At 61.2% G+C, this 12,355-nt stretch carries 13 protein-coding genes; 2 read left to right on the forward strand and 11 right to left on the reverse strand.

What is annotated here, in order from left to right:
- Positions 1-32 precede the first annotated feature (32 nt).
- Both M1R55_RS14200 and M1R55_RS14205 read right to left on the reverse strand, forming a co-directional pair.
- Positions 33-1,061, reverse strand: coding sequence for an ABC transporter permease (locus M1R55_RS14200; protein ID WP_249392383.1), 1,029 nt, complete (start codon positions 1,059-1,061; stop codon positions 33-35).
- A 383-nt stretch (positions 1,062-1,444) separates the two neighbouring features.
- Complete coding sequence (locus tag M1R55_RS14205; protein ID WP_249392384.1) at positions 1,445-3,037, reverse strand: ABC transporter substrate-binding protein; 1,593 nt, start codon at positions 3,035-3,037, stop codon at positions 1,445-1,447.
- Between the two features lie 236 nt (positions 3,038-3,273).
- On the opposite strand from M1R55_RS14205, the gene M1R55_RS14210 reads away from it, so the two are divergent.
- Complete coding sequence (locus M1R55_RS14210; RefSeq protein ID WP_249392385.1) at positions 3,274-4,551, forward strand: S1C family serine protease; 1,278 nt, start codon at positions 3,274-3,276, stop codon at positions 4,549-4,551.
- 44 nt (positions 4,552-4,595) lie between these two features.
- Here M1R55_RS14210 and M1R55_RS14215 read toward each other — a convergent pair whose 3' ends face one another.
- The 6 genes from M1R55_RS14215 to M1R55_RS14240 all read right to left on the reverse strand — a co-directional run bounded on the left by M1R55_RS14215 (position 4,596) and on the right by M1R55_RS14240 (position 7,659).
- Positions 4,596-4,904: a hypothetical protein gene (locus M1R55_RS14215; RefSeq protein ID WP_249392386.1), complete on the reverse strand. Its 309-nt coding sequence runs from the start codon at positions 4,902-4,904 to the stop codon at positions 4,596-4,598.
- A gap of 173 nt (positions 4,905-5,077) precedes the next feature.
- Entirely contained in the window at positions 5,078-5,881 is an 804-nt protein-coding gene (locus M1R55_RS14220; protein WP_249392387.1) for a [LysW]-aminoadipate kinase, read from the reverse strand.
- Between the two features lie 20 nt (positions 5,882-5,901).
- Positions 5,902-6,210 carry a DUF1294 domain-containing protein gene (locus M1R55_RS14225; protein ID WP_249392388.1) on the reverse strand — a complete coding sequence of 103 codons (309 nt, stop codon included), beginning with the start codon at positions 6,208-6,210 and terminating at the stop codon, positions 5,902-5,904.
- A gap of 98 nt (positions 6,211-6,308) precedes the next feature.
- Entirely contained in the window at positions 6,309-6,635 is a 327-nt protein-coding gene (locus M1R55_RS14230; protein WP_249392389.1) for a GNAT family N-acetyltransferase, read from the reverse strand.
- Positions 6,636-6,643: 8 nt separating this feature from the next.
- Positions 6,644-7,204: a DUF84 family protein gene (locus tag M1R55_RS14235; RefSeq protein WP_249392390.1), complete on the reverse strand. Its 561-nt coding sequence runs from the start codon at positions 7,202-7,204 to the stop codon at positions 6,644-6,646.
- A gap of 8 nt (positions 7,205-7,212) precedes the next feature.
- Positions 7,213-7,659 (reverse strand): damage-inducible protein DinB, encoded by a 447-nt coding sequence (locus M1R55_RS14240; protein ID WP_249392391.1) that lies wholly within the window; start codon positions 7,657-7,659, stop codon positions 7,213-7,215.
- Positions 7,660-7,854: 195 nt separating this feature from the next.
- Between M1R55_RS14240 and M1R55_RS14245 the strand changes: the two genes are divergently transcribed.
- The gene (locus tag M1R55_RS14245) at positions 7,855-8,328 is read left to right on the forward strand and encodes a response regulator (protein ID WP_249392392.1); all 474 of its coding nucleotides are present in this window, start codon (positions 7,855-7,857) and stop codon (positions 8,326-8,328) included.
- Between the two features lie 39 nt (positions 8,329-8,367).
- On the opposite strand, the gene argC is transcribed toward M1R55_RS14245, so the two are convergent.
- From argC to M1R55_RS14260, 3 genes are all read right to left on the reverse strand, one after another.
- A complete protein-coding gene (gene argC, locus M1R55_RS14250; protein WP_249392393.1) occupies positions 8,368-9,429 on the reverse strand; it encodes an N-acetyl-gamma-glutamyl-phosphate reductase in 1,062 nt (353 codons plus the stop codon).
- A gap of 68 nt (positions 9,430-9,497) precedes the next feature.
- The gene (locus M1R55_RS14255) at positions 9,498-10,319 is read right to left on the reverse strand and encodes an NUDIX hydrolase (RefSeq protein WP_249392394.1); all 822 of its coding nucleotides are present in this window, start codon (positions 10,317-10,319) and stop codon (positions 9,498-9,500) included.
- A gap of 2 nt (positions 10,320-10,321) precedes the next feature.
- Positions 10,322-12,352, reverse strand: a complete 2,031-nt coding sequence (locus M1R55_RS14260; RefSeq protein ID WP_249392395.1) for a glycoside hydrolase family 20 zincin-like fold domain-containing protein — start codon at positions 12,350-12,352, stop codon at positions 10,322-10,324.
- Positions 12,353-12,355 lie beyond the last annotated feature (3 nt).

A 12,355-nucleotide genomic window follows, 5' to 3' on the forward strand; every position in this document is an offset into this window, starting at 1 on the left:
TCCCCCTGTGATTGGAAAGGGCTTGACGGGTCTCATCGGTACTGAATCCGGGGATCGAGAGTGGCGTAACTGAGGTCGACCAGCAGGTTGGTGATGCTGACCACCAGCGCCGCAAAAATCACGCCGCCCTGAATAATCGGGTAGTCGCGCTGGCTGATGGCCTCATAGACCCACGAGCCGATGCCGGGCCACGAGAAGATGGTTTCGGTGAGCACTGCGCCGCCCAGCAAGGCTCCGGCTTGCAGGCCGATGACCGTGACAACTGGCAGCAGCGCATTCCTCAGCGCGTGCTTCAGCGTAATCGTGCGCTGAGACAACCCTTTGGCGCGGGCTGTTCGCACGTAGTCCTGGCCCAGGACATCCAGCAGGCTGCTGCGCGTAATGCGGGCAATAATCGCCAGCGGAATGCTGCCCAGTGCAATGGCGGGCAAGATCAGGTGGCGCAGAGCGTCCCACGCATCGGCAGGGCTGCCACGCAAGATGCCGTCCAACACATAGAATCCTGTTATTGGTTCCAACGTGGATTCATTGCCCAGCCGCGCACTGGGCGGCAGCCAGCCCAGTTTCACTGCAAAAAAGTAGGACAGCAGCAGCCCCAGCCAGAACACAGGCATACTGACGCCCACCAGACTGATGGTGGTGGCGAGGTTGTCCCAGATGCTGTTGCGGCGCAGGGCCGCCAGAATACCAGCGGGCAGGCCAATGATCAGGGCAAAAAACAAGGCAGCCAGACTCAGTTCGGCGGTGGCCGGAAAGCGCGAGCCGAGTTCGTCGCGCACCGGGATATTGCTCTTGATGCCGCTGCCGAGGTCGCCCTTTGCCAGCGCCGCCACATATTTCGGATACTGCGCGTCCAGCGGATTGGACGGGTTGAAAAACCACGGTTTGTCGAGGCCCAGTTGGGTACGGAGTGCGGCCACCGATTGCGGCGTGGCCCGTTCGCCCAGCATGGCGGTCGCAGGGTCGCCCGGAATAGAGCGCACGAACACGAACACCAGCAGACTGATGCCCAGCATGACCAGCAGTGTCCTTGCAATACGGCGAATCAGATAACTGCCCAAGGAAAAGCCCCCCTTCTGAAAGTAGAAATTCTTGAACTCTGGAAACGGCAAAAAATCGGAAGCGGAAGACAGGTGATGAGGTTGCCAGATTGGGGCTAGGGCCAGTTTAACTGCCCTGCACTGAACTCGGATCATTCGGCCAGAAGCGGTCAGTTACAGCAAAGGGGGCAAGGTCGGCCAGTACAGGCCAGCCCCACCCCCATCGACTTAGTATTGAACGTTTGCTGTGCCGTACCAAGCGGATTCCAGAATGCAGTCGGCTCCCGGCGTTCTTCTGGGGGCAGACGGAATAGCGGAATCCGCCTTGTTCCTACTCGCTCTGCTGCGCAGCTTTGCAAGTCCGCTCCGGAAGTGCAGTGCTGTTCTGCACTTCCGGAAAGAACTTATTTCTTGCCCACCAGCGAAATCGTGTTGTAGGCTTCGCTGCCCAGCGGGCTAGGAATCCAGCCTTTCAGGTAGGTGCGGGCGGCCGACAGCGGGTTGCTGTGAACCATCGGAATGCGGTAGTTGGCGTTGTAGGTGATCTCGTGGATCTGGGCGTAGGCCTTGGCTTTTTCAGCCTGCGTGGTGGCGGCGCGGCCCTGCTCCAGCAACTTCTGAAGCTCGGGTGGATTCCAGTTGATGTCGTCGGAGGCGTTGGGGCCGTAGTACGCGCTGTAGAAGTTGTCGGGGTCGCCGTAGTCGCCCGTCCAGCCGATCATGTACATATCGAAGCCGGGTTCCTTGTTGCGGTCTTCAAGGTACTTGGCCCAGTCTTCGGTCTTCAGGTTCACTTTTACGCCGATGGCACTCAGGTCGGCGGCGATAGCTTCGGCAATCGGCTTGGGCGTGGGGAAGTAAGGACGGCTGACGGGCATGTACCACAGGTCGATGGAGAACCCGTTGGGGAAGCCCGCGTCGGCCAGCATCTTCTTGGCGGCGGCAGGGTCGAATTTGTAGTCGGCGGGCACTTTGCTGCTGTTGGCCCAAGCCAACACGGGCGGCACAAAGCTGGCGTTGCTGACGCCGAGGCCGTTCCAGAAAGCTTCCGCAATTTCTTTCTTGTTGATCGCCATGCTGAGGGCTTCACGCACTTTGGCGACCTTGAGGTACTGGTTGCGGTTGTTCATGCTGACAAAGCCGACGTTGAAGCTGGGGCGCTTGACGGCCACCAGGTTCTTGTCGTTCTGCACGCTGCGCAGGGCGTCGGGCGTCAGGTCGTTGGTAAAGTCGATGGTTCCGGCCTTCAACTCGTTCAGGCGCTGAGAAGCGTCTTTGATGGAACGGATGACGAGTTGATCCACTTTGGCTTTTTGGCCCCAGTAGAGCTTGTTGGGCAGCAAGACCACGCGGTCACCCGTGCGCCAGCTTTGGAAGATGAAGGGGCCTGTGCCGACTGCTTTGCTGGCGGGCGTGCCGTACTTCGCGCCGTCTTTGCGAATGGCGGTGGGGCTGGCGATGCCGAAGTACCCGCTGCCGATCACGTTGGGGAACACGCTGCTGGACTTGTTCAGATCCACGCGCACGGTGTAGGCGTCAACTTTCACGATGTTCTTGATGACGGCGGTGGCGTCGCCTTTGTAGCCGCCCAGCAACTCGCCCACGATTTCGAAGGTGCGGCCCTGATCGCGGAAGCCGAAGGGGTGCGCCTTGTCCCACCAGCGGCTGAGGTTGAAGATCACGGCGTCGGCGTTCATAGGGGTGCCGTCATGGAAACGCACGTTGCGGCGCAGGTTAAACGTCCACTGGGTCGCGTTGGCGTTGCTCTTCCAGGACGTGGCGAGGCCGGGAATGGGGTCGGTGGTGCCGTTCTTGAAGTCGACGAGGGTGTCGTAAATCTGACGCTGCACCAGAATGCTGATGCCGTCGGTGATGTTGGCGCTTTCCAGCGACACGGGATCGCCGTTGGCCCCGAAGACCAGGGTGGCGGCTGAGGCGGAAGAAAGGGTGGCCAAAGCTGCGGTCAGAAGCACGTTCTTAAAGAGTACTTTCTTCATGGAACCTCCAAACATTCCGCCACACGTTCGCCGCCCCCTGATGAGGGCGTCCAATCATGAATGGCGGATAAAAAGTGTCAAGCGTGCGCTTAGGGTAGGGGTGCAGACAGAGGGTGTCAAGCCAAAAGATTCCGGTTGACAATTGACCGCCTGTCAGAGGTTGGGCCGCGACAGACGTAAAGGCGCGGCCAGTTCTTTTTAACCGTCATATAACCGCTCTACGCCATGCTTTGCCCATGAATAGAAACCTTTCCCTCTTGGCTGTGACCGGAACCCTTGCGTTGGGGGGGTTGGTCGGCTACGGCCTGAATGAACGCAGTAACGCGCAGGTGACCCCCACCACTCCTGCGCCCATCACCACGAGTGTGCAGTCCAGCACTGGAACAGATGACACTGGCACCTACGACAATGGCCGCGCCCGCACCGAGGCTGAAGCCAACACCGTGCAGGTCGTGAAGCAGCGCCAAAATGGGCTGGTGTACATCGGCGTGACAGAAGGGGCCGACGACAGTGCCGAAGCCCAGATGCGCCAGCGCCTTCAGGATCAATTTGGCTTTCCCACCCCGGAAGGTGGCGAAGCTCGTACAGGCACAGGCAGCGGCTTTTTCGTCAACGCGGCGGGCGACATCATTACCAACAACCATGTGGTCGAGGGAGCCAGCGAAATTACCATTCGGCTGCACGGTTCCAAAAAGACCTATAAGGCCAAAGTGGTGGGCCGCGCCCCCGACTTCGATCTGGCCCTGATCCGTGCCGAGGGATTGCCCGCCGGAGCCATCCAACCGATTCCGCTGGGCGACAGTACCAAGCTCGACGTGGGCCTGAAAGCCATTGCGATGGGCGCACCTTTCGGGCTGGATTTCAGCGTGTCGGAGGGCATTATCAGCAGCCTTGAGCGCACGGCTCCGGTGGGCACCAGAGAGGTCTATCAGCAGGTTATTCAGACGGACGCGGCCATCAATCCCGGCAACAGCGGCGGGCCTCTCCTGAACAGCGCGGGCGACCTGATCGGCGTAAATACCCAGATCCTGACCGGCGGCATCGGCCAGAGCGCGGGGGTCGGCTTTGCCATTCCAGTCAACACTGTTGCCAAACTGTTGCCGCAGCTTCAGGCGGCAGGCGGCAAAGTGGTGCAAACGCCCACGCTGGGGATTCAGTTCACTGACCTCAGTCTGCTCAGTGACGAAGACCGCCAGCAGGCCAATTTGCCCGCCGCTGGCGCACTCCTTCAGCGGGTGTACCCGAATAGCCCTGCCGCCGCTGCTGGTCTGACTGCCGCAACGGGCAACAACGTGAGCCTGAACACGCCCGGTCAGGCCGACGAATCCGTAGCCACAGACGGCGATATCATTACTGCCATCGACGGCCAGGCCATCACTGAAGGCGAAGATCTGCGCCGCCTGGTGCTGGGCAAAAGCATCGGAGACAGCATCAAACTGACGGTTCAGCGTGATGGTAAGAAGCGGGACGTAACAGTGAACTTGCAGGTTTTCACGTTGCCTACCACCGAGTAAGCACTCCGCTTCAGCCGACCAATAAACTCACCCGAACAGAAAAACTAGCCGAACAGTGGCCCCAGATCGGTCATCTGTCCCGTCGCCTCCGCGCCCCTGAAGGTGTAACTACCGAAAATGTCCAGATACCCCGCCCGCGAAAGTTGGCGGGTTTGTCCACTTGGCCCGGTGGCCTGCACTGCGTCGCCGCGCACCGTAAAGCGGTATTCGCCCACTTCGCGCACCTCTTGACGGCGGCCCCGGCCATGCAGGACGCAGGCAGCCACCCGGAATTCCCGCCCACCACGCACCGCCAAGAAGTCCAGCAGGGCAGAAGCAGCGATGGGTGCGGAAGCTGGAGCGGGAGCCGACATGGAGCAGGAAAGATAGCAGGTTGGGGTGGGTTGGGTGGAAAGGTAGGGCGGGACGCCGCTGAATTACCCCCTCTGCTCCGTAACTCTGCGAGTCCCGCAAGGGCGAGGGCAACCGCATACAGTTCACTTGCGATCTTTTCTCAGACCCCTAGGCACTCGACCTTTGGACGCCCTTAGCTCACCACTGTTCCTGCCCCGTCCAGCGCCGCCGTGATCGGCAGTCCGGCGCGTGCATCGCCAAAAATGACCCGCTTCACACCGCCCTGTACGGCCTCGGCAGCTCCCAGCACCTTCTTTTTCATGCGGTCTTGGGCGAACTCCAGGTAGCTTTCCACGTCGGCGGCGGGGATGGCCCGGATCAGGCTGGCTTCGTCGGGATAATGGCGCAGCAGGCCCGGAACATTGCTGAGCAGCAGCAGCGCGTCGGCCTTCAGGGCCACGGCGAGGGCAGCGGCGGCGCGGTCTCCGTCCACATTGATCGCCACGCCCTCATAACTGGCAGCGGGCGGCGTCAGCACAGGCAGGTAGCCCGCGTTCAGCAGCAGATCAATCAGGCCAGTGTTCACGCGCTCCACAGTTCCAGTGTGGTCGCCGCGCAGCACCTTCACCTTGCCGTTTTCTACAGCCCGCACGCTGTCTTTGTGCCGTCCCTCAAAAATCCGGCCATCCAGCCCGCTCAGGCCCACCGCATTCACACCGAGGCGTTGCAGCCGCTCCACGATGCCCTTGTTGATCTTGCCGCAGTACACCATCTCGAAAATTTCGAGCGTTTGGCGGTCTGTAAAGCGCGAAGTGTAGCCGCTGGGACTGGTCACAAATTTGGGTGGGTGGCCCAAGGCTTCGGCCACGCGGTTGGTTTCGCCACTGCCGCCGTGCACCAAAATCAGCCGCTCTCCGGTTTTCCAACGGGCGGCCAGGTCTGCACAGACGGCGTCGTAATCTATTCCGGCACTTCCGCCGACCTTCACAACAATCATGTGTGCAAACCTATCACATGTTAAGCATTCAGTCGAGCTACCATCCATATGCCAAGTATAACAACGGAAGTAATCAGCCACACCAGCGCTGTGCGTTTGTAGACCCGCTGGTAGGATTCTTTAGAAGTTTTGTGCCGCCAGAGCTGCTGCGCCAGCCCCGATCCCAGCCACCCGCCCCAAAATTCGTACCTGTGCAGGCGATCTTCCGAGATGCGCCAGCGGTGGGCAGTAGCCAGACTTTTATCGTGCCATACGGCCAAGAAAGCGACCAGGCTCCACACCAACTGCCAGCCGACAAATACACTCATGGCAAGGTCAAAGGTGTTCATCACACCCTTATTTTGCTCCAGTCGTATTTGCGAAAGGTCAGCCTAAATCCTTGCTCTACAGTCAGTTAAGCCGACTTAAGCTGCCTGCACACCAAGATTTATAATCCAAACATTCCCCGCTGCTGTGGCTGCACCAAGTCCAGATATTCAGAATGCTCGCGGATAAATGCGGCCACGAACGGGCACATGGGCACTACATCCACCTGACGCGCCCGTGCATCGTCCAGTGCGGCCTGAACCAGAATTTTGCCCAGGCCTTGGCCTTCGTGTCCTTCCTCAATTTCGGTGTGCGTCAACATGATAGACGGCCCGGCGGGGCGGTATTCGGCCACGCCCACCACGCGGCCAGCCAGCTTCAGTTCATAGCGCCGCTCGGCCTCGTTGTTGTGGACTTCGGTGGGTTGTGCAGCGTCGTTGGCGGTCATGCCAGAGCCTAAAGCATAGAAGGTACTCGAATCTGTTGATCAAAACCGTACAACTCTGCAGTGAGGAATGATGCCAGCGCCAGCGCCAAGCCCAGTCGCCATACGTCGGCCCGGTCAGTCAGCCCAGCCGTCAGCACGCCCACGCTGCCCACGCCGCGCTTTACGTCCACTGTTCCCAGCAGGGCGTCCATGACGCTGCCAAGTTCCTCCCCCCCTTGCACGCGGGCGAGCACCGGGGGCGGCAGGCGCATTTCTGCCGTTCGGACGGTTTCTAGCCTGCCTGTGTGGGCCACAGCCACCATGCCAAACAGCCAGCCATTGCCGTCAGCGTCTATCCGCACTCCGCCTTCCAGGCCCACGCCCCAGGCGTCGGCGCTCTGCTCGGCCTCGGCCAATTTCACCGCCGCCCACGCCCGGTTCACTGCTCCCCGCCGCGTTTCTTCCTCGCCCAAAGGTTGGTCGGGCACGCCGCTAGGCACGTTCTGGCCCATAACCACAGCGGGCGGTTGCAGTTGCCCAAACACTTCCTGCACGGGCCGCACTTTGGCCGGATTTTGGCTGCCCACCACCACCCACCTCATCCGCCGATTCCCCCACCGATCTCCGGGTCTTCGCCGCTCCAGTCACCGTGCAAGCGCCGCATCAGGGCCACTTGCCCCCAGTGGTAGGCATTGTGAACGGCCAGATCGGTCAACATATCGCGTGCCCGCTCGGACGGGTCTTCGGCCAACATCACGGCTTCGGCCAGCGCCAAGGCAACTTCTAGCCGCAGGTGCGCCAGTTGTCCGGCGGTAGGCGGCGTACTCGGCCACACCTCCAACCCTTCCGGCCAGGCCGCCGCCCGTCCCGACGCCAGATCGAGGCTGGCCCGCATGGTGGCGCTGAGGTGATGAAGCACGTCTGCGATGGTGTAGGGCAGCCCCGGCACACGCTTCGCCGCAACCTCAAAGGTCAGATTCTCCAGGATGTAGTCCGGCTCCCGGAAGGCGGCGCTGCCTCCCAAAGAGGCTTGCAACAGGTTCATGCGCTCAGGCTAGCGTTTAAGATCGCTGCGACACATAAACATCACCCAAGCACGGCTATAAGAGTCCGTCAAGGCCAGCTTTCTGGACTATAAAGCCCGCGTCATGCTGCACCCAGACTCAGCAGGCACACTGTAGGTCAGAAGTAGACGGCACGGTCAGAATCTCTGGCCCGACTAGAAGCAGGAGACGCCCAAATGACCCCTCAGCCCGACCTCAGACTTTCAGTACCGACGTCCAGCACACCCATCGAAATCCTGTTGGTCGAGGACAGCGAACCCGATATCATCCTGACCCAGGAAGCCTTTGCCGAAGCTGGTGTCACCAACAACTTGCACGTTACCCGTGACGGCGTAGAAGCCCTCGAATTCTTGCGCCGAGAAGGGCCATACCGCCTTGTGCCGCGCCCAGACGTGATTTTACTGGATATCAATATGCCGCGTATGAACGGTCTAGAAGTACTGTCGGCCATCAAGCGCGACCCGAATCTGATGACTATACCCACCATCATGCTGACCACCAGCGCCGCCGATGAGGACATTTTGCGGTCTTATCAGGCGCACGCGGCCAGTTATGTGGTCAAACCGATTGAGTTCGATACGTTTTACGCCGCCATTCACGCACTGGGCCGTTACATGCTGAGCATCGTGCGTGCGCCGGGGCCAGACTGAGCCAGAACTAAACAGAGCCAGAACCAAACTGATTGGAGCCTAGGCGGGGTGCAATCCCGTGAACTCCAACCCCGTCGTTTCTTCCCACCCATGCGCGATGTTGAGGCACTGGATGGCGTGGCCCGCGGTGCCCTTCACCAGATTGTCTATGGCACTCATCAGCACCACGCGGCCCGAATCCATATCCATCTCGAACCCCAGATCGCAGTAATTGGTGCCGTTCAGCAACATCGGGTCGGGGTAGCGGTGAATGCCGCGTGCCACCTTCACGATCCGGATAAATGGTTCGGCGGCGTACACCTCGCGGTAGGCGCTCCAGACGTCACGGTCGCTGTAGCCGTCGGGAATCCACGCCTGAATGGTGGACAGAATGCCGCGCACACGGGGCGTGCTGATGGCGGTCAGGTGAATGGGAAAATGGCCGGGGAGTTCCTGCTGCACCTCGGCGGTATGGCGGTGGCCGACGGGCTTGTACACACGCAGGCTTCCGGCCCGCTCCGGGTGGTGCGAGGCGTCTGAACTGCTGGCCCCCGCCGCGCTGCTGCCCACCAGCCCGGTGGCAATGATGTCTCTGGGAAGCAGCACGCCCAACTTCAGCAGCGGGTACAGCGCCAGAATCACGGAGGTGGCGAAGCAACCCGCGCAGGCGATCCGGGTGGCCGTGCGGAGTTCCTCGCGGTGCAGTTCAGGATTTCCGTACACCCAGTTGCTCAGGGCGTCGGGGGCCGGGTGCGCTTCCCCGTAGGCTTGCCGGAACACTTCGGGGTCTTTGAGCCGGAAGTCGGCGCTGAGGTCTACGATCACGCGGCCCTTGCCCTCAAATTCGGCGATGCGGCCCGCTGCGCTGCCGTGTGGGAGGGCCAGCACAATAATGTCGGCTTCCTCCAGCTCGGCGGCCTTTCGGAACTTGAGATTGGTGCGCCCGCGCAAATTGGGATGCACCAGCGCCACCGGCTGCCCCGCACTGCGCTCGCTCGTCACCTGTGTCACGTTCAGATGAGGATGCCCCAGCGCCAGTCGCAAAAATTCCCCGCCCGCGTACCCGCTGCCGCCCACAATTGCCACGCTCATTGCCTTGTTGCCCAGATCAGATGAAGCCATGCTGCCAGTTCAGCACAAAACCCCGCGCCGAATGTTCCGTATATTTACAAACGTATAGCTAAAGCGTGTTACTGCTTGGCATACACAAGGTCAATGACCTTCAGAAGGTCGGGCTTCAGCATTTCGCCTTTCGCAGCCCGCTCCAGCAGTTGCTCCGGCGTCAGCCAGTCAGCCCCGTTAAAGTCGTCGGGATTCTGGTGGGGCAAGTCGTTCATATCCACCTCGTAAATCCGCATAAAGCAGCTCACACCTGTATCAAACGGCGAGAGATCACCCAGCACGTGCCATCCCAGGGCGGCCACATTCACATTCAGTTCCTCGCGGGCTTCACGGACAAAGGATTCGTCCAACGATTCGCCCGCCAGCGTGTAGCCGCCCACGCTGAAATCCAGCGCCCCCGGCCAGCGCGGTTTGTGTGCCGCACGGCGCGGAAGCAGCAGTTGGCCCGCACTATTTCGGAAGAAGGCGTTGACGCCCCGCACGCCTTTCACGCCGTCCGATACAGAACGCCACAGCACGCCCGTGACCTCTCCGGCATCGTCTAACCTGTCCAGCAATTCGTCGTCGCCAGCCTCTATCACTCGCCCCAGCAGCGTACTGAAATAGCCCACTTGTTGCCCCGGCAATGCTGCCCGCAACGCCCACCACAGCGCATGGCCTTCGCGCTCGAAAGCGGCGTCTTCGTTCTCGCCTGCTCCCAAAAAGGTGGCCCGCATTGGTAAGGGCGACATGGGATCGGCCCTATTGAGCGTGGAATCGAAGGTATCGGCCCAAGCTTCCAGCCTCGCTGCCAGCGCAGTTGGTACCCCCAGCGTGGCCGGGTCAAGGTTATCTCCGTCCGGTTTCCACAGCGGAAAACAGTGGTAGTCGGCCATCAGCTTGAGCGTCAACTTTACTTGCCCTCTCCGATCAGCGTCAGCCCGATCAAGGTCAGGTTGGCGTTCTTGCCTTCGCTGATCAGCGTCACCGATGAAATCACCTTGTCAGGTTTGGGGTTGACCCAATCGAGCACGGGCACGGCTACGTCCAGACCGTCTTTGGTCTTACCTGCCCAGGCCGGGGCCGGAATCATGGAGGTGGTCAGCGTGTCTGTCCAGGCCCGGATGTGCCGCCCGTATTCCAGCGGTTGATTGATCAGGCTGCCATCGGCGTAGCGCACCTCGTAGCGCCCGATCACCTCGCGGGCGGTGGCGGCGGGCCAACCTGTGGTGTGCAGAAAGGCGATGGAGTCGGCCTTGCGCCCCAGTTCCACGGTCACCCGTTCGGGCAGGTCTTTGGCAGCGGGCCGCGAACCCTTCAGCATGACCGCGCCGCTCACATTGAATTTGTACGCGCCGAAGCGGTTGACCCCCGTCTTCAGATTCCGCAGGTCAATGTCTGCACCCTTCAAAATCCAGCCTTTTTCATCGTTGTCGGTCAGCGAGCGCGTGACCAGCGGGGCCAGATTGACCACCATTCCCGGCGTGGCACGGTACGCTTCCGGCCCGTAGCTGGCGCGGTAAACGCCCTCCGCATTGGGCACGCTGCCCGCCGCCGGATTCCAGAAGGAATTGGCCGCCCGCACAAACGCCACGCCCTGTTCTGCCGCCCCGTCCCAGATGCTGGGGTTGCCAAAATAGCCCGTCCAGCGCGTCTGGATCATGCCCGATGCACCCACCTGCGCGGCGGATTTGGCAAACCCTTCCGCGTTGCCCACCTCGGCCCACGACGCACCCAGTACCGGAAATCCCAGCGCCTTGATGCGCCCCAGGAGGCCAAAGCTGTTGCCGGGGGCGTAATTCCAGTACGCAACTTGCAGATCTTTGGGCAATTTGGCGGGCAGCGTGCCAATCACAGAATCGGCGAACGCGGTGTCGTGCCAGATCATCGTGCCTACACCCCGTTCCCTCAAAAAGCCGTGCAGCTTGAGCACGTCGTCTACAAACAGCTTCTCGAAGCCCAGCGCCTTGCCGTTTTCGCGGGCCGGAAAGCGGTCACGGTTCCTGACCTCGTCGTGCCCAATATGAATGACTTTGGGCTTGAACACGTCCACCGCTTCCTTCAAGATCGGCAGGATGACCCGCGTGTAGGTGGCCGGGTTCAGGGTGTCGTAGGCCCACGGATTCTGGCTTTCGGTGTCCTGGCGGAGATCCATGTTCTGGCCGCCGTGAAACATCCAGCCCACGTGCCCCAGCGTTTCTATCAGCGGAATGGGTTCCAGGCCGTAACTGCGGGCCAACGCCGCCACCCGCGCCGCTTCCGCCTTACTCGCTCCGCCGGGATGAGAAAAGCCGCCCGCTTTGGCCGTGTCCCACTGCACGTAATTGCTCATGACCAACACGCGGTTGTATTTCAGTGCGGCCAACATAGGAATCAGTTTGTCGTTGACAGCCGCGCTGTACTGATCCAGATAGATCATGGCTACGCGCTGAGACAGGGCGGGTGCATCGCTGATGCGGGCGAACTTGAGGCCACCCGGCGTCAGCAGTTGTCTCAGCGTTTGCGCCCCCAGGTACGCCCCGCGTGCGTCTGCACCGACCACATAAGCGCCGCCCACTTCCACCCACAGCGCGTAGCCTTCCGCGCCCGTTGCCGTCAGTCCGGCGGCCTTCACTTTGGCGGCGAGACCCGCATCGGCCACCGTTCCTACGGTCACCATCACCTTGCCTGCATCCGGCAGTTCCGCGCCCAGCCGCGTTTTCCACTCGGCCCGCAAGTCGCGCATGGCCCAGCCCAGTTCGGGTGCTGTGCCTACCACGAGCACGCCCAAGCCTGTCAACGGCAGTATTCCCGCCGAAAAACTGGCCTGCTTGGGCGCAGGCACCAGCGTTCCCAGCGGTGCAAGGGCGCGGGCATCGGGAATGGGGGAGAGTTGGAGTGGGGCGGCTTGGGCGGCTCCGGTGAGCAGCAGGACTGTGCCCAGCAGTGTGTTGTGGAGTTGCATTTC

This window comes from Deinococcus sp. QL22 (assembly GCF_023370075.1).
Lineage (GTDB): Bacteria > Deinococcota > Deinococci > Deinococcales > Deinococcaceae > Deinococcus.

Coding starts and splice junctions, on each gene's coding strand:
- M1R55_RS14215 (WP_249392386.1), bottom strand. CDS start 4,904: ATGTCGGCTCCCGCTCCAGCTTCCGCACCCATCGCTGCTTCTGCCCTG.
- M1R55_RS14225 (WP_249392388.1), bottom strand. CDS start 6,210: ATGAACACCTTTGACCTTGCCATGAGTGTATTTGTCGGCTGGCAGTTG.
- M1R55_RS14240 (WP_249392391.1), bottom strand. CDS start 7,659: ATGAACCTGTTGCAAGCCTCTTTGGGAGGCAGCGCCGCCTTCCGGGAG.
- M1R55_RS14220 (WP_249392387.1), bottom strand. CDS start 5,881: ATGATTGTTGTGAAGGTCGGCGGAAGTGCCGGAATAGATTACGACGCC.
- M1R55_RS14230 (WP_249392389.1), bottom strand. CDS start 6,635: ATGACCGCCAACGACGCTGCACAACCCACCGAAGTCCACAACAACGAG.
- M1R55_RS14260 (WP_249392395.1), bottom strand. CDS start 12,352: ATGCAACTCCACAACACACTGCTGGGCACAGTCCTGCTGCTCACCGGA.
- M1R55_RS14210 (WP_249392385.1), top strand. CDS start 3,274: ATGAATAGAAACCTTTCCCTCTTGGCTGTGACCGGAACCCTTGCGTTG.
- M1R55_RS14245 (WP_249392392.1), top strand. CDS start 7,855: ATGACCCCTCAGCCCGACCTCAGACTTTCAGTACCGACGTCCAGCACA.
- M1R55_RS14205 (WP_249392384.1), bottom strand. CDS start 3,037: ATGAAGAAAGTACTCTTTAAGAACGTGCTTCTGACCGCAGCTTTGGCC.
- argC (WP_249392393.1), bottom strand. CDS start 9,429: ATGGCTTCATCTGATCTGGGCAACAAGGCAATGAGCGTGGCAATTGTG.